We start from the raw sequence: 22,861 nt of genomic DNA on the forward strand, positions 1-22,861 counted from the left end.
CAGGGAGACCGCGCCACCCGGCTGCACGCCCGCGCCCGGCGGCTCCCACCGGGCGAAAGCTGCCGGCCTCCCGGCAGGATTTGCCCGCCCGTGCCGGGGCGGGACAGGACGTCTTCGAAAATCGCACGCATTGTCAAAGGTTTACGGTTCGCGACGGCTGGCCTGCGCCTTGCTGAACGAAGGCCGTAGAGGATTGTCGCCCATGGCTGTCTCGTCGATCGAATGGAACATCCCGGCCCGGCGCCCGGTCTCGCCCGGCGCGGTTCCGTCGCGCACGGCGGCGACCTTCACGCTCGACGCGCCCGCGCCCGATCCCCGTCCGCGGGTGTCCGAAGCCCGCGCCCGGGACGACCGCGCGGCGGCGGCGGACCGCGCCGAACGGATCGCGTCCGAGCGGGCCGCCGACGCGGCGGCGAACCGCGAGGCCGCCGAGGCCCGCGACACAGCGAAGGCGGCCGCGGCGGCCCGCGCCGGCAAGGCGGAGGAGACCCGCCCCCCGGCGCCGCCCCGTCCCCGCACCATCGCCGCGCAGACCCCGAGCGACCCGGACGCGCCGCGCCCGGCCGCCGCGAACCCGACGCCGGCGGCGCGGGCCGACACCAAGGTCCCGCCCGGGGCGCCGGCAACCCCGGACTTGGCTGCGCCCGCCCGGGGCGGCGCCTCGGCGCCGAAGACTCCAACCGACGAGACCCCGACCGGCGAGACCCTAACCGGCGAGACCGCGAAGGCCGAGACCGCCGAGGACAAGGAGCCGGCCGCGCAGGCCGGCGCCGCGGCCCCGATCGTCCCCCTGCCGATCGCCCCGTCGCCGACCGCGACGGCCCTGGCCGCGCAGACCGCCGCCTCGAACGGATCGGGCGAGGCGGTTCCCGCGGAGGATCCGGCCGGATCCGCCGCCCCGGTCGTGGCCGCGGGCCCCGATGCGGAGGGCGCGGCGGGCCCGGTCCCCCAGGGACTGACGATCCACGCGCCGGCCGGCCGCGGCGAGGGCGCCGAGGGCGGCGAGCTGGGCAGCGGCAAGCCGCAGGGCGACTTCGCCGCCAGCCTCGCCCCGGCCCTGGAGGGCGCCGCCCGCACCGATCTGGCGCCCGCCGCCACCGCGGCGCCGGCACCGAGCCACGTCCGGCCCACGGAGGCGGCCGCGCCGAACCTGCCGGCGGCCCCGGCCCAGCCGCCGGTTCCCCTCGGGGCGGTGCCGATGACCATCGGCCTGCGCTCCCTCTCGGGCAGCAACCAGTTCGAGATCCGCCTCGATCCGAAGGATCTCGGGCGCATCGACGTCAACCTCGACATCGACAAGGAGACCGGCGCCGTCCAGGCCCGGCTCGTGGTCGACCGGCCCGAGACCCTGGCGCTGCTCCAGCGCGATGCCGGCAATCTGCAGCAGGCCCTGGCCCAGGCCGGGCTGAATCCCGGCGAGGGCAGCATCGACCTGTCCCTGCGCGGAGACGGACAGTCCGACGGCCGCTCCAACGGCTCCGGCGGCGACGGGCAACGGTCCGAGACGGGCCGGAACGCGCGTGCCGACGGCCCCGACCCGAACCCCATCGCCGCCGTTCCGATGCGCCGCTACGGCGCCCTTACCGGCATCGACATCCGCATCTGAGGAACCCGAACATGGCTTCAGGCATCACCGGCGCCGCGAGTTCGACCCTGTCGAGCGGCACGACCAAGACCTCGCAGCAGGAGCTGGCCGGGAACTTCACGCAGTTCCTGACCCTGCTGACGACGCAACTCAAGAACCAGAACCCCCTCGACCCGATGGACACCAACCAGTTCACCCAGCAATTGGTGCAATATGCCGGTGTCGAGCAGCAGCTGAAGTCGAACGACCGCCTCGACTCGATCCTGAGCAACGCCAAGTCGTCGAGCGCCGCCTCGGCCACCGGTTTCATCGGGCAGACGATCACGGCGGACGGCAAGTCCACCGCCCTCAAGGACGGCGCGGCGAGCTGGACCCTGACCCCGGCGCGGGCGGCCAAGCAGGCCACGATGACCATCAGCGACGCCAAGGGCAACGTGGTGGCGACCCAGACCAAGGCGCTCACCGCCGATTCCCAGACCTTCACCTGGGACGGGCGCTCGTCGAGCGGCTTCAGCTCGCCCAACGGCACCTACTCGATCAAGGTCGATGCGGTGGACGCGACCGGCACCAAGGTGACCGTCGACACCAAGGTCAAGGGGACCGTCGACAGCGTCGATCTCAGCGGCTCCGAGCCGGTGCTCCTGGTGGGCAAATCGCGGGTGCCGGTCTCGACCGTACAGGACATCGGCGCCGGGTTGTCCACATGACGAACAGGGCGAATCCAATGCGATCGATCCGCTTCAAGATATCTTAAGTGGGCGCAAGTAGCTTCCAATCTCGACAGGTCAGTCGAGTTGTAGAGCGTATCATGACCGAACCAAGCCGCCCGAGAGTGAAGTACGTCATCGGGCCTGATGGAAGTCCGTTAACCATCGCGGACCTTCCTCCGACCACCACCCGTCGCTGGGTCATCCGGCGCAAGGCCGAGGTGGTCGCCGCCGTCAGGGGCGGGTTGCTCAGCCTCGAAGAGGCCTGCCAGCGCTACACCCTCACCACCGAGGAATTCCTGAGCTGGCAGTTCTCCATCGATCAGCACGGTCTGGCCGGCCTGCGCACCACGCGCATCCAGCACTACCGCCACTGAGCCGCGCGGTGGCCGGGGTCCCCGTCGGACCCCGTCCCCTCCCCTTCGAACCCGGAAGCCGCGTCCCCTCACCCGGGCGCGGCTTTCGCGTTTCCGGGGCGCCGTCCCGCCCGGTTTCGTTCACGTTCGTTAACTCCACGCTAACCACGTCCCAGGCAAATTTTGCCGAGCGGGTGCCGGCAGTCCGGCGCCCCGTCCGGGGTAGGTGCGTCGCGTCGTGAAATCGGTCCTCGACCTCGTGACAAAGTTGGGCCCGGCGCGCCTCGCCGCCATGGCCGCCGTCACGATGACGCTGATCGGCTTCTTCGCCTTCGTGATCCTGCGCGTCTCGAAGCCCGACATGGGCGTGCTCTTCGCCGACCTGTCGATGTCCGATTCCTCGGCCGTGATCCGTGACCTCGACGCGCGCGGCATCAAATACGAGACCAAGGGCGACGCGGGCCAGACCATCCTCGCCTCGCGCGCCGACCTGCCCCGGCTGCGCATGGACCTCGCCGGCAAGGGCCTGCCGAGCGCGGCCGGCGTCGGTTACGAGATCTTCGACAAGGGCGACGCCTTCTCGTCCACCAACTTCGTGCAGAACGTGAACCACCTGCGCGCCCTCGAGGGCGAGCTGTCCCGCTCGATCCGCGCCATCGGCCGGGTCCAGGCCGCCCGCGTCCATCTCGTGATTCCCGAACGGCGCCTGTTCGAGCGCGACCGCGAGACCCCGAGCGCCGCCATCGTCCTCAAGCTGATGGGTGATCTCGACCCGTCCCAGGTCCGCGCCATCCGCCACCTGGCGGCCTCCGCCGTCGAGGGACTGAAGCCGGAGCGGGTCTCCATCGTGGACGAGCGCGGCCGCCTGCTGGCCGACGGGGCCCGCGGCGCCGAGGCCGAGACCGGCGCCGGCATGGAGGAGAAGCAGGTCGGCATCGAGCGCCGCCTGCGCGCGCAGATCGAGGAGATCGTCGCCGGCATCGTCGGGGCGGGACGCGCCCGCATTCAGGTCAGCGCCGAGCTCGACCTCAACCGGATCGAGAGCAAGTCCGAAAGCTTCGACCCCGAGAGCCGGGTGGTGCGCTCGACCCAGACCCGCAGCGAGAACTCGCTGACCGGCGGCGCCGAGGGCGCGGTCAGCGTCGGCAACGAGCTTCCGGGCGCCAATCAGCCCGGCCAGACGCCCACCCAGAAGGACTCCACGAACAAGAACGAGGAGACCACGAACTACGAGATCTCCCGGGTGACCAAGACGGAGATCGCCGAGGGCGGCCGGGTCAAGCGCCTCTCGGTGGCGGTCGTCGTCGACGGTGCCTACGTCCCGGGCCCGGACGGCAAGCCCGTCTACCAGCCGCGCCCGGCGGCCGAGGTCGACCGCATCGCCGCCCTGGTGCGCTCGGCCATCGGCTTCGACAAGGCCCGCGGCGACCAGGTCGAGGTGGTGAACCTGCGCTTCGCCGAGACGCCGGTCCCGGCCGAATTCGCCGAACCGTCCCTGGTCCAGTCGCTGCTCTCGCCCTCCAAGGAGGAGATCATGCGGATCGTCGAGCTCGCCGTGCTGACGATGCTGACCCTGATCGTCCTGATGGCGGTGGTGCGTCCCCTCCTGAAGAAGGTGCTGGCGTCGGAGCCGATCCAGATCGCCCTGGTCTCGGGAGCCGGCGCGGCCGGTGCGATGGCCGGCGGCGAGGCGCTGATGGTGCCGCCCGACAACCCGACCGCGCGCCTCGTGGATTTCGCGCAGCTCAACGGCAAGGTCCAGGCCGAGACCGTCCAGCGCGTGGTCGACATGGTTCGGGCCAGCCCGAGCGAGACCGTGGAAGTGCTCCGCAACTGGATTCACGAAAACTGATGCGTGCCCCGTTCCCCGTACCGACCGTGAGGCGTTGAGACCATGTCGTCCGGACTGAACCTCCAGGCGGAACTCGCCAAGGGCAGCAACGGCGCCTTCGGCGCCATGACTGGCGCCCAGCGCGCCGCCGCGCTCCTCCTCCTCCTCGGGGAGAGCGAGGGCGCGCCGATCTGGCAGATGCTCGACGAGGACGAGGTCAAGCTCGTCTCGCACGCCATGGTGCAGCTCGGCTCGCTGGAGGCCGAGACGGTCGAGAAGCTCATCGTCGACTTCGTGTCCCGCCTGTCCTCCGGCGGCGGCATCACCTCGAACTTCGAGCGGACGGAATCCCTGCTCCTCAAGATCTTCCCGTCCGAGCAGGTCTCCTCGATCATGGCGGAGATCAAGGGCGCCTCGGGCAAGCGCGTCTGGGCGAGCCTGACTCAGATCGATCCCGAGATCCTGGCGTCCTTCCTGCGCAACGAGTACCCGCAGACCGTCGCGGTGGTGCTCTCCAAGGTGCGCTCGGACTATGCGGCCCGGGTGCTGACGATCCTGCCCGAGGAATTCGCCATCGACGTGCTGAACCGGATGCTCCGGATGGAGACGGTGCAGAAGGAGGCGCTGCGCCACATCGAGGAGACCCTGCGCGTCGAGTTCGTCTCGACCATCGCCCAGACCACGCGGCGCGACGCGCACGAGCTGATGGCCGACGTCTTCAACGCCTTCGACCGCCAGACCGAAGGCCGCTTCCTCACGGCCCTCGACCAGGCCAATCGCGGCTCGGCCAAGAAGATCCGCCAGCTCATGTTCACCTTCGAGGACCTGCTCAAGCTCGATGCCGGCAGCGTCCAGACCCTGCTGCGCAAGGTCGACAACGAGACCCTGTGCCGGGCCTTGAAGGGCGCCGACGACCGGGTGCGCAACTTCTTCCTGAAGAACATGTCGACCCGCGCGGCCAAGAACATCACCGACGAGATGGGCTCCCTGGGCCCGATCCGCCTCAAGGACGTCGACGAGGCGCAGGCCAAGATGACCGAACTGGCAAAGGACCTCGCCGAGAAGGGCGAGATCATGATCGCCAAGTCGAGCGGCGAGGAGGAGCTGGTCTATTGAACGCGCGCCTCTTCCTCTTCGACAACGATTTCCGGCCCCGGCCCGACAACCCCGTCACCGTCCGGGAGGCGGCCGCGCTCGCCGAGACCGTCGCCCGTGCCGAGGCCGAGGGCTATGCCCGCGGCCTGCGCGAGGGCCAGGCGATGGCCGAGCAGCAGATCCAGGCGCGCCTCGCCGACGCGCTGACCCGGCTCGGCCTGTCCGCGGCGGGCCTGATCGGGCAGTCCGACGCCCGGGACCAGGCGCGCGAGGACGAGGCGCTCGACTTCGCCATCCTGCTCGCGCGCAAGATCGCGGGCGAGGCCCTGGACGCGCAGCCGCTGGCGGCCATCGGCGACGCCGCCCGCGCCGCGCTCCAGCACCTGCGCGGCGTGCCGCACCTCGTCGTCCGGGTGCACGAGAGCCTCGTCGACGAATCGGAGGCGCTGGTGAAGCGCCTCGCCCGGGAGCGCGGCTTCGAGGGCCGCCTCGTGGTTCTCGGCGAGCCCGACCTCGCGCCCGGCGACGCCCGCATGGAATGGGCCGATGGCGGCGTGGTCCGGGACCGCGCCCAGATCGAGGCCGCCGTCCTCTCCGCCATCGGCGCTCCGGCCTGATCCGTCCGTCTGACCCGCTCTCCAGTCCAGAAGAACCCGCATGTCCGACGATTTCAGCCTGCCGCAGCTCAACAGCGGCGATGCCTCCTTCGACGGTCTCGGCACCGAGTCGATCCGCGAGACGCCCACCACCCCGAAGAGCGCCGCCGATCTGGAACAGGTCTTCGACGTGCCGGTGGTGGTCTCGGCGGTGCTCGGCTCCTCGCGCATGCCGATCGGCGACCTGCTCCGGCTCCAGCCCGGGGCCGTGCTCGAACTCGACCGCAAGGTCGGCGAGGCCATCGACATCTTCGTCAACAACCGCCTCGTGGCGCGCGGCGAGGTGGTGCTGGTCGAGGACCGCCTCGGCGTCACGATGACCGAGATCATCAAGAGCGACCACTGACACCCCGAAGCCCTTCCGGCCGCCGCGCGACCGCGCGAAGCCAAACCTGACGGAGACCCTGGGCCATGCGGCTTCTCATCATCGGACGCCTCAACGGCGAGCTGATCACCGCCTCCAAGATCGCCATGAGCCGGGGCGCGGCCGTCACCAACGCCGAGAGCCTGGCGCAGGGGCTGGCGGTGCTGCGCGCCAAGGGCGCCGACCTGATCATGATCGATGTCGCCCTGGCGATCCGCGACCTCGTCACGGCCCTGACCGAGGAACGCATCCGCACCCCCGTCATCGCCTGCGGGGTCGCCACGGACGCCAAGGCCGCGGTCGCGGCGATCCAGGCGGGCGCGCGGGAATACATCCCGCTGCCGCCGGACCCGGAGCTGATCGCCGCGGTGCTGCAGGCGGTGTCGGAGGACGGGCGCGCCTTCGTCTGGCGCGACGCCTCCATGGAGAAGGTGGTCAAGCTCGCCGAGCAGGTGGCGCGCTCGGAGGCCTCGGTGCTCATCACCGGCGAGAGCGGCACCGGCAAGGAGGTCCTGGCCCGCCACCTCCACGGCAAGTCGAACCGGGCCAACCGGCCCTTCGTCTCCGTCAACTGCGCGGCGATCCCCGAGGCGCTGCTCGAATCCGAGCTGTTCGGCCACGAGAAGGGCGCCTTCACGGGCGCCGTGGCGCGGCGCATCGGCCGGTTCGAGGAGGCCCATGGCGGCACCCTGCTCCTCGACGAGATCTCCGAGATGGACGTGCGACTGCAGTCGAAGCTGCTGCGCGCCCTGCAGGAGCGGGTCATCGACCGGGTCGGCGGCACCGCGCCGGTGAAGGTCGACATCCGCGTGCTCGCCACCTCCAACCGCAACCTGGTGGAGGAGGTCCGCAAGGGCACCTTCCGCGAGGACCTGTATTACCGGCTGAACGTCGTGCACCTGCGCCTGCCGGCGCTGCGCGAGCGCCCCGCCGACATCCTGGAGCTGGCGGCGCATTTCGCCCGAAAATACGCCGAGATGAACGGGGCGCCGGTGCGGCCCCTCAGCCTCGAGGCGCAGGGGCTGGTGCGCGCCAACCCCTGGCGCGGCAACGTCCGCGAGCTCGAGAACACCCTGCACCGCGCGGTGCTGCTCGCTTCCGGGCCGGAGATCGGCCCCGACGCGATCCTCACGCCCGAGGGCGACAGCATCGCGCCCGTCTCGGCCGGGCCGGCGGAGCGTGCCGCCCGGGTGGCGGAGGCCGCGACCCGGGGGCTCGTCGGCCAGACCGTGGCGCAGGTCGAGTGCGACCTCATCCTCGACACCCTGGACCATTGCCTCGGCAACCGGACGCATGCCGCCAAGATTCTCGGCATCTCGATCCGGACCCTGCGCAACAAGCTCAACGAATACGTCGATGCCGGCCTCTCGGTGGCCGAGCCCGGCAGCGTCCGCGCGGTCGCCGCCTACGGCTGAGCGCCGCCGCGCTCAGGATGCGCCGTGGATGCGCTCGGCGGCCATCTGCGCCGCGTGGGCGCGTTCCAGCTTCTCCAGCGAGTGGAAGCGGGCGATGTCCGCCTCCACGTCGCGGATCGTCTCCTCCACGAGGTGCTGTTGCAGGGCGGCCCGGGGATCGTCGGGCTCGAGGCCGTCGCGCACCTGCAGCCGCTCCACCGCCTGCTTGACCACGGCGTAGACCGCTTCGCGCTCGGGGCGCGACATGGCGGGATTGACGGCCCGGGCGATGAGATCGGTGAATTCGGACATGCGTGCGGGGGCGGGAAACCGAGGCGGGCCGGGCTAGAGGCGCTGATCGTTGATGCCGGCGAAGATCAGGGCGATCGAACTCCAGACCACGAGGCAGCCGAAGAACACCACCATGATGCTGTAGCCGCGCTGGGGGAAGATCGAATCGTCCGGCAGCGCCGGCTCGACGAAGGTCGCGAGGTAGATCTGCTGCTTGCTCGCCGCGATGCGCGCCCGATCGACCATCAGGTTCGCTGATTCGTTGAGCTTCGTGGCGATGGTGCGCTCGACCTGGAGGCCTTCGTATTCCAACAGCGCCCGCGTCATGTTGCTGGTGGAATCCGAGCCGGACAGGCCGTCGGTGGTCAGCTGGTCGGTCAGCTTCCGGATCTGCTGGTCGAGGGCCGCCACGGTGGCGGCGAGGTTCTGGATGCTGCGGGACTTCTCGTCGAGATTCGATCCGCGCAGCACCGCGAGGTCGGATTCGGCCTTGAGCCGGTCCTTCCGCAGGATGGCGATCGTGGTCAGCGTGGATTCCGCCGCCTTGGCCGGGTCGATGATGCCCCAGCGGTTGCGGAAGACCTGGAGGGCCAGGTGGGCATTGCGCAGGCGTTCCTGCGCCTTGGCCGCCTCGGCTTCGGCGTGCTTGACCATGTCGGCCTGTGCCCGCCGCGAGATGTCGTTGATCAGCGCCTCGCTGCGCTCGACGATCCCGCGGTTGATCGTCAGGGCGTCCTCCGGCGTGAAGGCCCGCACGGTGAGCGTGATGATGCCCGAAAGCACCTCGATCCGCGTCCCGACATGCTTGTTCCAGTACTTCACCAGCTCCTCGATGGGTTTGTCGACGTTGTAGCGCGTCCAGAAGTCGGCTTCCGGCCGGGAGAACATCTTCGAGACCTGGAAGCTGTCTTCCATCTTCGCGACCATCGCCCGGCTCTCGACGAAATCGCGGATGATGAAGCTGTCCTGGCTGTTGTGCTTCATGATCAGGTCGGAGAACTGCCCGCCGGGGCTTTCGTCCATCGGCTCGACGTTGCCGCGGACGGCGAATTGCGAGACGGCGACGTACTGGTCGGCGGCGAAGGCGTAGAAGTAGATCGCCGACAGGAGGGTCGGCAGCAGCACGAAGAAGCCGAACTGGCGCAGCAGGCCGGCGATCAGGTTCTTGGGCTTGCTCGACGGCGGCCGTATGCCGGGCAGCTGGCGCCAGTCGAGACGCTCCTGCGCCCGGCGCAGGAGCGCGGGAACGCGGCCGGGCGAGACGGGATCGACGGTCTCGGCGTTGCGTCGCAGGTCCGGCAGCGAGCGCAGGGCGATGTCGATCACCCCCCGCACGCGGTCCGTCTGCTTGACCTCGTCGGAATTCATGACTTCAGGTTCCCGAGACGCGGCTCGATCCAGCCAGGCTGACGAAGCACCATCATGAGTGGAGCGTGCGCGCGGGCCCGACGACGATGCATATGGTCACGCCTGCGGAGCCCTCTCGCCATCTTCGTGTTGAGCCGGTGAATCCTTCATTTTTCGGCCCTTTTTAAGGCGTCGCGCCGAGACGCCGGGAGTGCGGTCGCGCGGGCGCCGCACGGGGCAAGGCTCGCGGCATGGATGGCAGGAATGGCTGACAAGGATGGGGCGGCTCCACGCCCGGGGCGGATTCGCATGGCTCGCGCGGGGTATTCCGAACTCGTGCTCGTCTGCAGCAAGTGCGTCAAGCGCCAGGGCCTGAAGAAGGGCTCGGTCCGGCGCCAGATCAAGCGTGAGTTGAAGCTGCGGGACACGGCGCGCAAGGTCCGGATCGTCGAGGTCGGCTGCCTCGGGCCCTGTCCGAAGCGGGCCCTGGCGGTGGTGACCGCGGACAGCCTCGCCAAGCAGCGCATCCACCTGCTTGACCCGGCCGGGCCGGCGAGCCAATCCGTCGATGCGCTGTTCCCCGATTTCGGCCCCAAAGGACGCCTAAGCCTCCCGGAGGCCGTCACGCCGCCGGGCCGGTAGCGCGTCGGCACCCGGGTCCGGAGCAGACGCCCGGTGCAGGGGGCGGACGATGTTCGGAGCGGACGAATCTTGACCGATCGGATCTCTGACGAACCGCGATCCGACGCGACGCGGACGATCGCGCGCCCGGAGGCTGGCGGGTTGCGGCCGGCGCGGCTCGGGCGCCAACTCCTGCGCCGCCTGCCGCTGCTCGGCACCCTCCTGGGCCTCGGCCTCGGAATCTGGCTGATCGCCACCAACGACCTCGCCGCCGTAGCCGACGCCTTCGGCCGGGTCGGCGCCGCCGGGCTCGCCGCGATCGTGATGGTGCGGGCGATGGTGATCCTGCTGTGCGGGCTCGCCTGGGCTTGCGTCGTCCAGGGCCTTCCCGGCCTGGGCCGCGCCGGCACCGGCGCCTTCGTCCTGCTGCGCCTCGTCCGCGAGGGCATCAACGTGCTGCTGCCCGTCGCCTCGGTGGGCGGCGACGTGGTGGGCGGGCGCCTGCTCACCTTCTGGGGCACCGTCGGCACCCTGGCGGCGGCCTCGATCCTCGTCGACATGCTGTTCCAGGCCGGCACGCAGGCCGTGTTCGCCTTCGCCGGCGTCGGGCTGCTGCTGCAGGTGGGCGGCGAGGCGGCCCAGGCCCTGGCCACCTGGGTGCTGCGCGCGCTGGCGATCACCGCCCTGCTGCTGGCGGCCTTCCTGGCGGTCCAGCGCAGCCCGGCCGCGCGCGCGGTCGGCCGGCGGGCCGTCAACGGCCTGCGCCGGATGTTCCGGGGCGAGGCCGCCGAGGCCTCGGCGCCGGGAGACAGCGTCTACGACGCCCTCGATGCCGTCTGGGGGCCGGGCCGGCGCGGGAAGCTCGCCGCGTCGATCCTGCTCCACTTGGCGGCCTGGGGGCTCGGCGCCCTCGAGATCTGGATCGCCCTGGCGTGCATCGGCGTCGAGTCGGTGAGTTTCACCGAAGTCGTGGTGATCGAGGCGCTGAGCCAGGCGATCAAGTCGGCGGCGTTTCCGGTGCCGAGCGGGCTCGGCGTCCAGGAGGGCGGTTTCGTCCTCCTCGGCAGCCTGTTCGGCATCGATGCGGGCACCGCCCTCGCCCTGTCGCTGATCAAGCGCGTGCCCGACGTCGTCCTCGGCCTGCCGGCCCTGCTGCTCTGGCAGGCCCTGGAGGCGCGCCGCGCCCTGATCCTGCCTCCGGCGGACCCGACCCGGCAGCCATGAGCGTCCCATCACGCGGGCCGTCGGCGGTCACCGGCGGCCTGGCCGCGACGCTGCTGCCGGTCGCAGCACTCCTCGGCAGCATCGTCTCCCTCAGTGTCGGCACCTCCTTCGCCAAGCACCTGTTCCCGGTCCTAGGCGCGGAAGGCACCACCACCTTGCGGGTCGGTCTGTCGGCGCTGATGCTGGTGGCGATCTGGCGGCCCTGGCGCCTGCGCCCGGGCGCCGCCGATCGCCGCGCGCTCCTGCTCTACGGGGCGGTGCTGGGGGCGATGAACCTGCTGTTCTACCTGTCCCTGCGCACGGTCCCGCTCGGCCTCGCCATCGCCATCGAGTTTTCCGGGCCGCTGGCCCTCGCGCTGGCGGTCTCGCGACGGGCGATCGACTTCGCCTGGATCGGCTGCGCGATCCTGGGCCTGTCGCTCCTGCTGCCCCTCGGCGGCGTCTCCGCGGGGCTGGATCCGGTCGGCGTCGCCTGCGCCCTCGGCGCGGCCCTGTGCTGGGCGCTCTACATCGTCTTCGGCCAGCGGGTCGGGCATCTCCACGGCGGGCGGGCCGTGGCGGTCGGCATGTCGGTGGCGGCCCTGGTGGTGATGCCCTTCGGGATCGCGAAGGCCGGCGCGCAGTTGCTCGAGCCGACGCTGCTCGGGTTCGGCCTCGCGGTGGCGGCCCTGTCGAGCGCCCTGCCCTACACCCTGGAGATGGTCGCCCTGAAGCGATTGTCGAAGCAGAGCTTCGGCGTCCTGCTCAGCCTGGAGCCCGCCGTCGGCTCCCTCGCCGGGCTGGCGATCCTCGGCGAGCGCCTCAGCCCCACCGAGTGGCTGGCGATCGTCCTGATCGTCGTGGCGTCGGTGGGCAATACCATCAGCGGTCATCGTGGCCGGGCCGCCGCCGCGGCCGCCATGACCCCGACCTGAGCGTTCCCCACGCCGGATCGGTCGGGAGGGCCGCGCGCGGCGCCCCTCCCCGGGGTCCCGGACCCGCGCCGCCTCAGGCCGCGCGGACGGTGTCGAGGAAGCGGGCGACCTCGGTGCTGAGGTGCTCGGACTGGCGCGAGAGTTCCGAGGCCGCCGACAGCACCTGGCCGGCGGCGGCGCCGGTGGCCTCCGAGGCCTGCGCCACGCCCGCGATGTTGCTGGTGACCTCGGTGGTGCCCGTCGAGGCCTGGGCGACGTTGCGCACGATCTCCTGGGTCGCCGCGCCCTGCTCCTCCACCGCCGCCGCGATCGAGGAGGCCACCCCGTTGATCTCGCGGATGCGCGTGGTGATCGAGCCGATCGCCGCCACCGCCTGACCCGTGACGCCCTGGATCTGGCCGATCTGCGTGCCGATCTCCTCCGTCGCCCGCGCCGTTTGGGCGGCCAGCTCCTTGACCTCGGTGGCCACCACCGCGAAACCCCGCCCGGCCTCGCCCGCGCGGGCCGCCTCGATGGTGGCGTTGAGCGCGAGCAAATTGGTCTGGCTGGCGATGTTGGAGATCAGCCCGACCATGTCGCCGATGCGGGCCGAGGCCTGGCTCAGGGCCTGGACCAGCTGCATGGTCTGGTCCGCCTCGCCCACGGCCGTGCGGGCGAGGTCGGAGGAGCCCGAGACCTGGCGGCCGATCTCCTGAACCGAGCTCCCGAGCTCCTCGGCGGCGGCGGCCACGGTGTGGACGTTGGCGGCCGCCTGCTCGGCGGCGGCGGCCACGCCGACCGACTGGTCGGCGGTCGCGGCCGCCGTGACCGTCATCGTCTGCGCGGTCGCCTGCAGCTCGGTGGCGGAGGACGACACCATCCCGACGATGCCGCCCACCGCCTGCTCGAAGGCGTCGGCCATCTGGCGCATGCCCGCCTTGCGCTGCTGCTCGGCATCCAGCCGCGCCTGCGCCGTCTCCGCTTCCAGGGCCCGCGCCTGGACCATGTTCTCCCGGAAGATCAGCACGGCGGCCGCCATGGCGCCGATCTCGTCGCGACGGCCGGTCGCCGGGACCTCCGCCGCCGTATCGCCGGTGGCGAGGCGGCGCATGGCGGCCGTCATGTGCGCCAGGGGCCGGCTGATCGCCAGGACCAGCATCACGACGGCACCGACCGCCAGGATCGCCGCGAGGACGACGAAGCCCAGCATCTGGGTCCGGGCGTCCTCGTAGGCGCCCTGGGCCTCGGCGCCGCTCGTCGCGGCCGCCGCGACCTCGATCTCCGAGAGCTTGGTCAGGCTGGCGACGACGGTCCGGATCATGTCGGACATCGTGGTGTTGTACTGCTCCTGCGCCGCCGTCAGGTCGCCGCGTTCCGCGGCGGCGATGCTGTCGGATTGCTGTCCGAGATAGGTCGCCCACTGGCGCTCGAAGGTGGCGTAGAGCTCCCGGGTCGCCGGATTTTGGATCTGGCGGGCATAGGCCGTCTGCTGCACCTTGAGCTCGGCGAGCCGCTGCTGGATCGAGCTCAGGGCGTCGGTCTTCTGCTGCGGCGTCTTGGCCGACAGGACGCGGCTGCCGTTGACCCGGATGCGAAGGGTCAGGGTCTGGATCGCTCCCAGCGCCTGGGTGGCGGGGAGCCGCGCGGTGCGCAGCTCGGTGGCGGCGCGGTTGATGGTCTCGATCTGATAATAGGACAGAGCGGCTAATCCGAAGATCAGGACCAGCATGAGCGAGAAGCAAGCGATGAGCTTGCCCCGGAGCGACGCAGCGATATGCATTATTTTTACCGGGTTAGGATATAGTTGAAATATTTACCGCGGTATCGTGTCATTCAATTTGAAATGGAGCGTTAATAAACCTCAATCGTTTTGTTTGATTTTATTGCTCTGATAAGATTTACACTTGGACAGTAATTAATTTCGCGATATCGTATTTCTATACGTAAATCTTGCTTCGCCACACTGATTCGACCGTTCTTTTCCAGATTTTCGGATCGATTTCGATCGATTTCGCGGCTATGCCGAAGGCGGCCGATTTGATTGGGTCCGTATTCGCCCCGAGACCGCATACGACGCCAAGTCGAACGGCAGTCCGCAAGGCCGGGATCGACGCATCCGGCAGTCGTTCGCGCCTCACGACCGGACGTTGAAGGCGGGCCGGCCTCGCCTAGTCCTGCTTGTCCAGAGCCGAGACGATGTCCTCCAGCGCGGTTTTCAGGCCCTCCTCCACCGTCGGGTGGTAGAACGGCCGATCCAGAAGCGCCTGGGCCGTCAGCCCGTCCTCGATCGCGAGGGCGAGGAACTGGGCGAGGTGCTCGCAGGCCGGCCCGAGCATCTCGGCGCCCTTCAGGCGGCCGTCTCGGTCGGCGTGCAGCCGGAGGGCGCCGGCATTCTCGCCCATGATCCGCGCCCGGCCCTGGTCGCCGAAATCCACCGTGCCGAGGATCAGGCCCGTATCCTCGGGATCGTAGGGCTCGCCGACGCTGGCCGCCTGCGGCTCGGTGAAGACCATGGTGAGGCGGGTCCAGAGCCGGGGCGCCTCGACGGCGGCGCGGCCGGAGGCGATGAGGCGGGCGGCATTGGCGCCGGCGATCCGCCCCTGCCGGGCGGCCTCGTGCAGCACCGGACGGTCGGCATTGGCGTCGCCCGCGAGGAAGATCGGGCCGCCGGCGCAGAGCAGGCTGCGGGCATCGAAGTCCGGCAGGCCGTGGTCGTCGAGGTCGAGGCCCGCTTCCGCGAGTCCGAGATGCCGGACGTTGGGGGGACGGCCCGCCGCCGCCAGCACCCGCGCGAAGGTGCCGGTCGCGCCGGTCCCGGCTGCGTCCGTCCAGGACAGGCGGACGCCGTCGCCCGTACGGGTTCCCTCGGTGACCTCGCAGCCGAGATGGAGGGTGATCTCCGCGCCGAAGAGCCGGCGCGCGTCGTCCGCGAGGCTGGGATCGCGCAGGCCGGCGAGCGCCTCGCCCGGGTCGAACAGGGTGACGGCGACGCCGAGGCGCGCCATGGCCTGCGCCAGTTCGATGCCGACCGCACCGCCGCCGAGCACCGCCAGCGAGTCCGGCAGGTCGGGGATCTCGAACACCGTGTCGCTGGTCAGCAGCCGGTCGCCGAGGTCGCGCAGGGGCTCGGGCACGGCCGGGCTCGACCCGGTGGCGACGATCGCGGCGCGGAAGCGCAGGGTGGTGTGGTCGTCCACCGCCAGGGTGTCGGGTCCGGTGAAGCGGGCCCGCCCGGCGATGCGCGCCTCGGCCGGCAGGGCGTCGACGCCTTCGAAGACGCCGGCGACGAAGCGGTCGCGCTCGCGCCGGACCCGCGCCATCACCCGGGGGCCGTCCACCCGCACCGGGCCGGCCTCGATGCCGAAGATGGCGGCGTTACGGGCCGCGTGGGCGGCGTTGGCGGCGGTGATCAGCAGCTTCGAGGGCATGCAGCCGACGCGGGCGCAGGTGGTGCCGCCGGGCCCGGCCTCGATCAGCACGGCGTCGGCGCCGGCCTCGCGGGCGGCGTGGACAGCGGCGAGGCCGGCGGTGCCGGCGCCGATCACGGCGATGTCACAGGCTCTCTCGCGCATCGCGCCGGCTCTCGGGTTCGCGCCTCACGACCCCGACCATCGGAATCGCGGGCCAACCTCCGGCCGCAGCCAACGTTCCGGTCTGCGGCAACCCGCGTCAGTCGGGCTCGGCGAGCAGGCCCTCGACGAAGGCGGTCAGGCCGGTCCGGCGGGCCCGCTTCAGGCGCTCGGCGATGAGGATGCCCTCCAGGGAGCGGAAGGCGTCGTCGAGGTCGTCGTTGACGATGACGTAGTCGTATTCGCTCCAGCGCTGGATCTCCATCCGGGCGTTGGCGAGGCGCTTCTCGATGGTGTCCGGCGAATCCTCGGCCCGGCGCTCCAGGCGATGCCGCAGCTCGGCCAGCGAGGGCGGCAGGATGAACACCGTCACCACGTCCTCGGTGAGCTTGGCCCGCACCTGCCGGGTTCCCTGGTAGTCGATGTCGAAGATCATGTCCCGGCCGGCGCCGAGCACCTTCTCCACCGGGCGGCGCGGGGTGCCGTAGAAATTCCCGTGCACCTCGGCCCATTCGAGCAGGTTGTCGGCGCTGCGCAGGGCGTCGAAGGCCTCCCGGTCGATGAAGTTGTAGTGCTTGCCGTCGATCTCGGAGGGCCGGCGCTGCCGGGTCGTCACCGAGATCGAAACGTCGAGGCCCCATCTGTGATCGGACGCCAGTTGGCGCGTCAGCGTGGTCTTGCCCGCACCGGAGGGCGAGGACAGGATGAGGATGAACCCGCGCCGCCCGATCGTCGTCGCCTGCATGTCCGGAAAAACCTATTCGACGTTCTGAACCTGCTCCCGGAATTGCTCCACCACGGCCTTCAAGTCGAGTCCGATCCGCGACAGCGCGATGTCATTCGCCTTGGCGCACAGGGTATTGGCCTCGCGCCCGAGCTCCTGGGCCAGGAAATCGAGCTTGCGGCCGACGGCGCCGCCGGCGGCCAGCAGCTCGGCCGCGCTGGCGAGATGGGCCTGGAGCCGGTCGAGCTCCTCGCGCACGTCGGCCTTGGCGGCGAGCAGCACCGCCTCCTGGTGCAGGCGGTCGGGGTCGAGGCCGCCGGCCTCGAGCAGCGTCGCGACAGTGGCGGAAAGGCGCGCCTTCACCGCGTCGGGCCGGCGGGCCGGGCAGGCCTCGGCGGCGGCGGTGAGCCGGGCCATCTCGGCGAGCTGGCCCTCGATCACCCCGCGCAGGGCCCGGCCCTCGGCCCGGCGCGCCTCCAGGAGATCGGAGACGAGGCGGACCACGCCCGCGGCGAGGTCCCGGGCCAGGGCCTCCGCGTCGGCGCCGGGCTCCTCGTCGGATTCGATCACGCCGCGGATGCCGAGGAGTCCGTCGAGGGTGGCGGGCGCCAGCCCCTCGGGCCGCGGCACCCGGGCGATGGCGGCGGCGAGCTGGCCGAGCAGCGCCTCGTTGATCCGGATCCGGGGTGCCGCCTCCGGCCGGGTCAGCGCGAGGGAGAGCTGGCACTGGCCGCGCGCCAGGCTCTTCTGCAGGGCGGTGCGGGCGACCTCGCCCACGGCGTCGTAGCCGTTCGGCACCCGCAGGCGCACGTCGAGCCCGCGCCCGTTCACGCTGCGGACCTCCCAGGCCCACTGCACCGGCCCGGTGCTGCCCGCGGCGCGGGCGAAGCCCGTCATGCTGGAGAGGATCATGGCTGTCTTCGCGTTCGTCCCGGCCCCTGCTGGGGAGGGGCTGGGGGTGGGGTGGTCGGGGGACCCTGCCGGGTGTGGAGGCGGGTCGGTCGCAGGGAATGGTACCCCGTCATTCCGGGGCGCCGCAGGCGAGCCCGGCATTCAGAGCCGCCGACGGTGGAAAGCCTTGCACCCACTGCGGTTCTGGATCCCGGGCTCCGCTGCGCGGCCCCGGGATGACGGGGTGGTTCGTCCGGTTGCGTGGGCGGACGCTACGGCTGCTTCAGCACCGGCACGGTCTTGGGCGAGTTCAGGTCGAAGGTCCGGTTGCGCAGGGGATCGAGGCGCGTGCCCTCCGAGGCGTCGAAGGCCTTCGGCCGGTTGGCGCCGCCCTCCGGGGTCGCGGCCATGTTGGTGCCCTCGGGGGCGTAGGCCGAGGCGGTGCCGGGGACGGTGGGGGCGCCCGGCGGGTCGGCCTTGTCGACCACCGCGTCCGGCGTCGGCGTCTGGCGGGCGCGCTCGACCTGGCGCCAGCGGGCGACGTTGCGGGAATGGCCCTCCAGGGTCTCGGCGAAGGCGTGGCCGCCGGTGCCGTCGGCCACGAAGAACAGGTCCTTGGTGCGCGAGGGGTTGGCCACCGCCTCCAGGGCGGCCCGGCCCGGATTGGCGATGGGGCCCGGGGGCAGGCCCTCGATCACGTAGGTGTTGTAGGGCGTCGCCCGGTCGATCTCGGCCCGCTGGATGCCGCGCCCGAGGGTCCCGCGCCCGCCGACCAGCCCGTACACGATGGTCGGGTCCGATTGCAGCTTCATGCGCTTGTTGAGGCGGTTGACGAACACCCCGGCGACGCGGGGCCGCTCGTCGGCCCGGCCGGTCTCCTTCTCGACGATGGAGGCCAGCGTCACCATCTCGGCCGGCGTCTTCACCGGGATCTCGGCCGAGCGGCGCAGCCAGATCTGGTTCAGGACCTCGCGCTGCTTGGCGCGCATCAGGTTGACGATCTGCTGGCGGGTGGCGCCGCGCTCGAACTTGTAGGTGTCGGGCAGGAGCGAGCCCTCGGGCGGGATCTCGTTGACGTCGCCGGTGAGCACGTCGTTGTCGTTGAGGCGCATCACGATCTGCTCGGAGGTCAGCCCCTCCGGGAAGGTGATGGCGTGCTGGACCTGCCGGCCGGAGGCCAGGGTGTCGATGGCCTCGCCGATGCTGGCATGGGCCTTGAACGTGTACTCGCCGGCCTTGAGCGCCTTGCCCGAGAAGCGGGCGGCCCACTCGAACAGGGCGGTGTGGGTGATGACGCCCTCGCGGGAGAGCGCCTCGGCGATCTCGGTGGTGCCGCTGCGGGGCGGGATGACCACGACCTTGTCGGCGGGCAGCGGCCCCGGCTCCCGGGTCTGGCGCTCGAACAGGGTCACGCCGATCATCACGGCGATGGCCAGCACCACGGAAGCGGTGAGCAGGCCGGAGATGCGGGCGAGCAGCCCGCCGCGCTCACGGACCGGACGGTCGGGCGGCGGCGGCGCGGCGGTGGGCTTGATCGCCTCGCTGGGGCTTCGCGGCGACAGGCGGTTGGGCAGGGCCGGCTCGTCGGAGGGTACCGGTGTCGGCGCCGGATCTGGGCGTTTGCGGAAGAACATGGACATCCTGTTCGGGCCTCAGGTCCCCACCCCGGCCGCCGCCGGATTTTTTAGGGGAGTCCGTACGCCCGAGTCGAGGGGGGGCGCACGGGACGGGCATTCTGGCGCGCGAACTTGGTGGGTTTTGTGGCGAAAAACAGACTCAAAGCCCACTGCTGCTAACACGATAGTGTGGAAATACGCTGATGTAACTTATGGCATCAAACTCTTAGTACGATTCAACGATTGTTCAATTCGTAATCGAATCGGCCATTCCAAATCTTGATTTCGGGGAACATTCTTTCAAAAGACTCTGTGATGTGCGGTACAAACCTATCGCTCGAACTCATATTTTTGCCAGATCTGGTGGCTGCAAGTAGAAAGGTCTGGAATAAGGTAAGATTTCTTGGAAAACCCTCAGCTGCTATCTCTGTAAATTTTACTGATATTTCTTCTAGAGAGCCACTTAATTGAGAAGCGGCGTTTCTCGAGAGAACTTTTAGAGCGTTTTCAGCCAATCTTACTCGATCATCTGGAATCACTTCGTGCGGGATTATTCCAGCTTCGCTCATCGTCATAAAGAATTTGATTACTTCCGCGATTTGCTCACCCTCTTTCCAACCATAGGGATCAAGAGATTGTGCAAAATACTCGAATTTATTAAAGATTACATCAATAGTTTCAATCTGTGCTTTCGTTTGCGCTGCAAGCCTTACTTTTTGCCAATCGATGGTATCTGATTTGTAGACAACATCATGGGTTGCAACCACCCAAGCGTGCTCAAGAGCTGTCTGTATCTGTACTTCGAATATTATTTTATACCCCAGATTTTCTTTGTCGTCCTCCCACTCCGGACATATCCGTCTTGCATAGACACGAGTTGAGTCGAAGGTGAATTGTTTAGGATTCTTTGATGAATGAGATCTGTTTCTTATATTAAGAACGTTAAAAGTAGAATGAAGAAACTCTAAACACCTGCTTTCATGCTATCCAGTTGGGATTATTATCGTAAGAGCGACCAGATCATCAATATCTAGAATATTTCGATATCTTCCAGTTTCGATCTTCTGCGAGATGGAGGCAGAACCCTTCACTCTAGCGACCATAGGGTAGTTATATTTCGAGCAAAATGGATCAATGCTTGATTTCACGGCTTGTTCGAGCGCTCTTAGTGAGCTAGAGAGGCGAGAAATCGCTCGATCGAGATCTGAAATAGTCATTTGATAATACTTTTCAGAATGTTTATGCGCTTTCTCCGCGGACCCGCGTCATTGGACGCAGACCTCGCCGCCGAAAAATATTCTGTCGCTTCGCTGTTCGATGCTCTTTGACTATCATCAGCTATAAGCTTGACAAACACATCAAGCTTCGCAGCAGCTTTCTTTGCGTTGAAGGAATATGTTTCTCGGTTTAATTCTGCGAGTGCACCGAATAGTGAATAGAAATCCGCTTGATTTCGGAGTCGGCTATCTTCAAGTTGACCGTTTTCTGCAATCAAAGCTTTTACTTGAGTGATGACGGTCTGATATTCTGCTGTTGAAGACTGCTTACGCTCCCAAGTTTCATCACGAACCGAAAACGCATTGTCTAGATCACCCTGAGAAGTAGACTGCTCGCCTTGCTCAAGAAACAACACAAGTTGCGCAGTAAATTCGACATCTTTCATCTGCCGTTTTGACTGTGACGCAATTCGGGGAAAATCTACTCCAAGCTTTTCTTCGGTCCAAGCGGTCAAGCCCTCAACTTCAGATATAAAAGCCCCATTATATTTTGCGTGTCTGAGCTCTTGCGGCGTTAATCTTGCAACATTTCTATTAATGCGATCAAATATTTCATTTATAACAGTCTCGTTCTCTTGCGGAACGAACTCAACTGAAAGTTGATATCGCCAAATACGACGTTTGTCAGAGTCTTGTAATTCGGAAAAGTACTTCCCCCGCATAGCGGTAACGGGGCTGGACTCGGAAATCGGCATTTCATCTCGGACAAACTTAAACAGAGTTGTCAGTCTCTGCTTTCCATCTACAACACGGTAGGAAGCTATGCCCGAGGATGAGATCTCTTCATAAAGAAATACAGCGGGGCATGGGAAATTTTGAATCAGGGTATCAATAAAATAGGAACGAAAAGTATCATTCCAAACACTTCGCCTCTGATATGGAGGCTCTAAATCTAGTAAATTTCGTGTATATAAATCATTAAACCAAGCCAAAGGCTCAAATCTGGCGCTGCGTTCGAGTATAGTCATCAGGACTTTCGCAAATATATGCGTGGTTAATGCTGTCCTCGTTGATAGCAGAGGTCTCAGCACCATTCTGATGCAATCATACCCGAAGTTGTAGTTATGGATAGGTGCCTACCTGCTTTCACGACATAAAAAGTGCATGGGGCAAAACGATTGCCCCTTCCGATTGGCTAATCCACCCGCCGCATCACCAAGCTCGCATTCGTCCCACCAAACCCGAACGAGTTCGACAGCACCGTATCCACCCGTTTGCGCTTGGCCTCGTGCGGCACGAGGTCGATCGCGGTCTCGACGGAGGGATTGTCGAGGTTGAGGGTCGGGGGCAGGATGCCGTCGCGGATGGCCAGGATCGAGAAGATCGCTTCCACGGAGCCGGCGGCGCCGAGGAGGTGGCCGATCGAGGACTTGGTGGAGGACATCGAGGCCTTCGCCGCGTGGTCGCCCAGCAGGCGCTCCACGGCCTTCAGCTCCAGCTCGTCGCCCATGGGCGTCGAGGTGCCGTGGGCGTTGATGTAGTCGAGGTCGCTGGCCTGGATGCCGGCGCGCTTCACGGCGGCGCTCATGCAGCGGAAGGCGCCGTCGCCGTCCGGGGCCGGCGAGGTGATGTGGTAGGCGTCGCCGGTGAGGCCGTAGCCGATCACCTCGGCGTAGATCCGGGCGCCGCGGGCCTTGGCGTGCTCGTATTCCTCGAGCACGACCACGCCGGCGCCCTCGCCCATCACGAAGCCGTCGCGGTCGCGGTCGTAGGGGCGCGAGGCCCGGGTCGGGTCGTCGTTGAAGCCGGTGGAGAGGGCGCGGCATGCGGCGAAGCCCGCGAGCGCCAGGCGGTTCACCGGCGATTCGGCGCCGCCCGCCACCATGACGTCGGCATCGCCGAACTGGATCAGCCGGGCCGCGTCGCCGATGGCGTGCGCCCCGGTGGAGCAGGCCGTCACCACCGCGTGGTTCGGGCCCTTCAGGCCGTGCGCGATCGAGATCTGGCCGGAGGCCAGGTTGATGATGCGGCCGGGAATGAAGAAGGGGGAGATCCGGCGCGGGCCCTTGTCGTGCAGGGTCACCGAGGCGTCGTAGATGCCGCCGATGCCGCCGATGCCGGAGCCGACCATGACGCCGGTGGCGCACTGGTCCTCGTAGGAGGTCGGGTGCCAGTCGGCGTCGTTCAGGGCCTCGCCGGCGGCCGCCATCGCATAGACGATGAACGGATCGACCTTGCGCTGCTCCTTGGCCTCCATGAAGGCGTCGGGATCGAAGCTGCCGTCCGTGCCGTCGCCGAAGGGCACGGAACACGCGATGCGGCAGGCGAGGTCGTCGACGGGGAACGCCGTCACGACCTTGGCCGCCGATTCGCCGGCGATCAACCGGCTCCAGGTGGCTTCGACCCCGCTGGCCAGCGGCGTCACCATCCCCAAGCCCGTCACCACTACCCGACGCATCGCGCTATCCCGAACCGGTCCT

Annotated in this window: 21 protein-coding genes; 11 read left to right on the forward strand and 10 right to left on the reverse strand. The window is 68.3% G+C overall.

Features of this window, described 5'->3' with window-relative positions; translation table 11 throughout:
- Positions 1-202 precede the first annotated feature (202 nt).
- The 8 genes from ACXJY8_RS12955 to flbD all read left to right on the forward strand — a co-directional run bounded on the left by ACXJY8_RS12955 (position 203) and on the right by flbD (position 8,009).
- Positions 203-1,606, forward strand: coding sequence for a flagellar hook-length control protein FliK (locus ACXJY8_RS12955; protein WP_463769482.1), 1,404 nt, complete (start codon positions 203-205; stop codon positions 1,604-1,606).
- Between the two features lie 11 nt (positions 1,607-1,617).
- Positions 1,618-2,292 carry a flagellar hook assembly protein FlgD gene (locus tag ACXJY8_RS12960; RefSeq protein WP_463769484.1) on the forward strand — a complete coding sequence of 225 codons (675 nt, stop codon included), beginning with the start codon at positions 1,618-1,620 and terminating at the stop codon, positions 2,290-2,292.
- A 101-nt stretch (positions 2,293-2,393) separates the two neighbouring features.
- Positions 2,394-2,669, forward strand: coding sequence for a CtrA inhibitor SciP (gene sciP, locus ACXJY8_RS12965; protein ID WP_018044452.1), 276 nt, complete (start codon positions 2,394-2,396; stop codon positions 2,667-2,669).
- A 217-nt stretch (positions 2,670-2,886) separates the two neighbouring features.
- Positions 2,887-4,500, forward strand: coding sequence for a flagellar basal-body MS-ring/collar protein FliF (gene fliF / locus ACXJY8_RS12970; protein WP_463769487.1), 1,614 nt, complete (start codon positions 2,887-2,889; stop codon positions 4,498-4,500).
- Positions 4,501-4,542: 42 nt separating this feature from the next.
- Entirely contained in the window at positions 4,543-5,595 is a 1,053-nt protein-coding gene (fliG, locus tag ACXJY8_RS12975; RefSeq protein WP_463769489.1) for a flagellar motor switch protein FliG, read from the forward strand.
- Positions 5,592-6,191, forward strand: coding sequence for a FliH/SctL family protein (locus tag ACXJY8_RS12980; protein ID WP_463769491.1), 600 nt, complete (start codon positions 5,592-5,594; stop codon positions 6,189-6,191). The genes fliG and ACXJY8_RS12980 overlap by 4 nt, the downstream gene beginning before the upstream one ends.
- A gap of 40 nt (positions 6,192-6,231) precedes the next feature.
- Positions 6,232-6,576, forward strand: coding sequence for a flagellar motor switch protein FliN (gene fliN / locus ACXJY8_RS12985; protein ID WP_463769493.1), 345 nt, complete (start codon positions 6,232-6,234; stop codon positions 6,574-6,576).
- 65 nt (positions 6,577-6,641) lie between these two features.
- Entirely contained in the window at positions 6,642-8,009 is a 1,368-nt protein-coding gene (gene flbD, locus ACXJY8_RS12990; RefSeq protein WP_463769495.1) for a sigma-54-dependent transcriptional regulator FlbD, read from the forward strand.
- A 12-nt stretch (positions 8,010-8,021) separates the two neighbouring features.
- Here the strand turns inward: flbD and ACXJY8_RS12995 are convergent, their stop codons facing one another.
- Positions 8,022-8,300 (reverse strand): hypothetical protein, encoded by a 279-nt coding sequence (locus tag ACXJY8_RS12995; protein ID WP_463769498.1) that lies wholly within the window; start codon positions 8,298-8,300, stop codon positions 8,022-8,024.
- A 33-nt stretch (positions 8,301-8,333) separates the two neighbouring features.
- Positions 8,334-9,647 carry a KpsE/RkpR family capsule polysaccharide export protein gene (locus ACXJY8_RS13000; RefSeq protein ID WP_463769500.1) on the reverse strand — a complete coding sequence of 438 codons (1,314 nt, stop codon included), beginning with the start codon at positions 9,645-9,647 and terminating at the stop codon, positions 8,334-8,336.
- Between the two features lie 288 nt (positions 9,648-9,935).
- Between ACXJY8_RS13000 and ACXJY8_RS13005 the strand changes: the two genes are divergently transcribed.
- From ACXJY8_RS13005 to ACXJY8_RS13015, 3 genes are all read left to right on the forward strand, one after another.
- Positions 9,936-10,268, forward strand: coding sequence for a (2Fe-2S) ferredoxin domain-containing protein (locus ACXJY8_RS13005; protein WP_463769502.1), 333 nt, complete (start codon positions 9,936-9,938; stop codon positions 10,266-10,268).
- A 141-nt stretch (positions 10,269-10,409) separates the two neighbouring features.
- Entirely contained in the window at positions 10,410-11,471 is a 1,062-nt protein-coding gene (locus ACXJY8_RS13010; protein ID WP_463769504.1) for a lysylphosphatidylglycerol synthase domain-containing protein, read from the forward strand.
- A complete protein-coding gene (locus ACXJY8_RS13015; protein WP_463769506.1) occupies positions 11,468-12,385 on the forward strand; it encodes an EamA family transporter in 918 nt (305 codons plus the stop codon). Before ACXJY8_RS13010 ends, ACXJY8_RS13015 begins: the two co-directional genes overlap by 4 nt.
- A 73-nt stretch (positions 12,386-12,458) precedes the next feature.
- On the opposite strand, the gene ACXJY8_RS13020 is transcribed toward ACXJY8_RS13015, so the two are convergent.
- The 8 genes from ACXJY8_RS13020 to fabF all read right to left on the reverse strand — a co-directional run bounded on the left by ACXJY8_RS13020 (position 12,459) and on the right by fabF (position 22,839).
- The gene (locus ACXJY8_RS13020) at positions 12,459-14,144 is read right to left on the reverse strand and encodes a methyl-accepting chemotaxis protein (RefSeq protein ID WP_463769509.1); all 1,686 of its coding nucleotides are present in this window, start codon (positions 14,142-14,144) and stop codon (positions 12,459-12,461) included.
- 388 nt (positions 14,145-14,532) lie between these two features.
- The gene (locus tag ACXJY8_RS13025) at positions 14,533-15,936 is read right to left on the reverse strand and encodes a dihydrolipoyl dehydrogenase (RefSeq protein ID WP_463769511.1); all 1,404 of its coding nucleotides are present in this window, start codon (positions 15,934-15,936) and stop codon (positions 14,533-14,535) included.
- A gap of 97 nt (positions 15,937-16,033) precedes the next feature.
- The gene (gene gmk, locus ACXJY8_RS13030) at positions 16,034-16,678 is read right to left on the reverse strand and encodes a guanylate kinase (RefSeq protein WP_463769513.1); all 645 of its coding nucleotides are present in this window, start codon (positions 16,676-16,678) and stop codon (positions 16,034-16,036) included.
- 12 nt (positions 16,679-16,690) lie between these two features.
- Entirely contained in the window at positions 16,691-17,569 is an 879-nt protein-coding gene (locus tag ACXJY8_RS13035; RefSeq protein WP_463769515.1) for a YicC/YloC family endoribonuclease, read from the reverse strand.
- 251 nt (positions 17,570-17,820) lie between these two features.
- Complete coding sequence (gene mltG, locus ACXJY8_RS13040; protein ID WP_463769517.1) at positions 17,821-19,182, reverse strand: endolytic transglycosylase MltG; 1,362 nt, start codon at positions 19,180-19,182, stop codon at positions 17,821-17,823.
- A 218-nt stretch (positions 19,183-19,400) separates the two neighbouring features.
- The gene (locus ACXJY8_RS13045; RefSeq protein WP_463769519.1) at positions 19,401-19,931 is read right to left on the reverse strand and encodes a hypothetical protein; all 531 of its coding nucleotides are present in this window, start codon (positions 19,929-19,931) and stop codon (positions 19,401-19,403) included.
- A 446-nt stretch (positions 19,932-20,377) separates the two neighbouring features.
- A complete protein-coding gene (locus ACXJY8_RS13050) occupies positions 20,378-21,409 on the reverse strand; it encodes a GmrSD restriction endonuclease domain-containing protein (protein WP_463769521.1) in 1,032 nt (343 codons plus the stop codon).
- A 167-nt stretch (positions 21,410-21,576) separates the two neighbouring features.
- Positions 21,577-22,839 carry a beta-ketoacyl-ACP synthase II gene (fabF, locus tag ACXJY8_RS13055; protein WP_463769523.1) on the reverse strand — a complete coding sequence of 421 codons (1,263 nt, stop codon included), beginning with the start codon at positions 22,837-22,839 and terminating at the stop codon, positions 21,577-21,579.
- Positions 22,840-22,861 lie beyond the last annotated feature (22 nt).

It is taken from the genome of Methylobacterium sp. TK31 (assembly GCF_055361545.1).

Excerpts from the sequence above, each read along its gene's own strand:
- fabF (WP_463769523.1), bottom strand. The coding sequence starts at position 22,839 with ATGCGTCGGGTAGTGGTGACGGGCTTGGGGATGGTGACGCCGCTGGCC.
- ACXJY8_RS13000 (WP_463769500.1), bottom strand. The coding sequence starts at position 9,647 with ATGAATTCCGACGAGGTCAAGCAGACGGACCGCGTGCGGGGGGTGATC.
- gmk (WP_463769513.1), bottom strand. The coding sequence starts at position 16,678 with ATGCAGGCGACGACGATCGGGCGGCGCGGGTTCATCCTCATCCTGTCC.
- ACXJY8_RS13020 (WP_463769509.1), bottom strand. The coding sequence starts at position 14,144 with ATGCATATCGCTGCGTCGCTCCGGGGCAAGCTCATCGCTTGCTTCTCG.
- ACXJY8_RS13015 (WP_463769506.1), top strand. The coding sequence starts at position 11,468 with ATGAGCGTCCCATCACGCGGGCCGTCGGCGGTCACCGGCGGCCTGGCC.
- fliN (WP_463769493.1), top strand. The coding sequence starts at position 6,232 with ATGTCCGACGATTTCAGCCTGCCGCAGCTCAACAGCGGCGATGCCTCC.
- ACXJY8_RS13050 (WP_463769521.1), bottom strand. The coding sequence starts at position 21,409 with ATGACTATACTCGAACGCAGCGCCAGATTTGAGCCTTTGGCTTGGTTT.
- flbD (WP_463769495.1), top strand. The coding sequence starts at position 6,642 with ATGCGGCTTCTCATCATCGGACGCCTCAACGGCGAGCTGATCACCGCC.
- ACXJY8_RS12995 (WP_463769498.1), bottom strand. The coding sequence starts at position 8,300 with ATGTCCGAATTCACCGATCTCATCGCCCGGGCCGTCAATCCCGCCATG.
- fliG (WP_463769489.1), top strand. The coding sequence starts at position 4,543 with ATGTCGTCCGGACTGAACCTCCAGGCGGAACTCGCCAAGGGCAGCAAC.
- ACXJY8_RS13025 (WP_463769511.1), bottom strand. The coding sequence starts at position 15,936 with ATGCGCGAGAGAGCCTGTGACATCGCCGTGATCGGCGCCGGCACCGCC.
- ACXJY8_RS12955 (WP_463769482.1), top strand. The coding sequence starts at position 203 with ATGGCTGTCTCGTCGATCGAATGGAACATCCCGGCCCGGCGCCCGGTC.
- ACXJY8_RS13035 (WP_463769515.1), bottom strand. The coding sequence starts at position 17,569 with ATGATCCTCTCCAGCATGACGGGCTTCGCCCGCGCCGCGGGCAGCACC.
- ACXJY8_RS13005 (WP_463769502.1), top strand. The coding sequence starts at position 9,936 with ATGGCTCGCGCGGGGTATTCCGAACTCGTGCTCGTCTGCAGCAAGTGC.
- sciP (WP_018044452.1), top strand. The coding sequence starts at position 2,394 with ATGACCGAACCAAGCCGCCCGAGAGTGAAGTACGTCATCGGGCCTGAT.
- ACXJY8_RS12960 (WP_463769484.1), top strand. The coding sequence starts at position 1,618 with ATGGCTTCAGGCATCACCGGCGCCGCGAGTTCGACCCTGTCGAGCGGC.
- mltG (WP_463769517.1), bottom strand. The coding sequence starts at position 19,182 with ATGTTCTTCCGCAAACGCCCAGATCCGGCGCCGACACCGGTACCCTCC.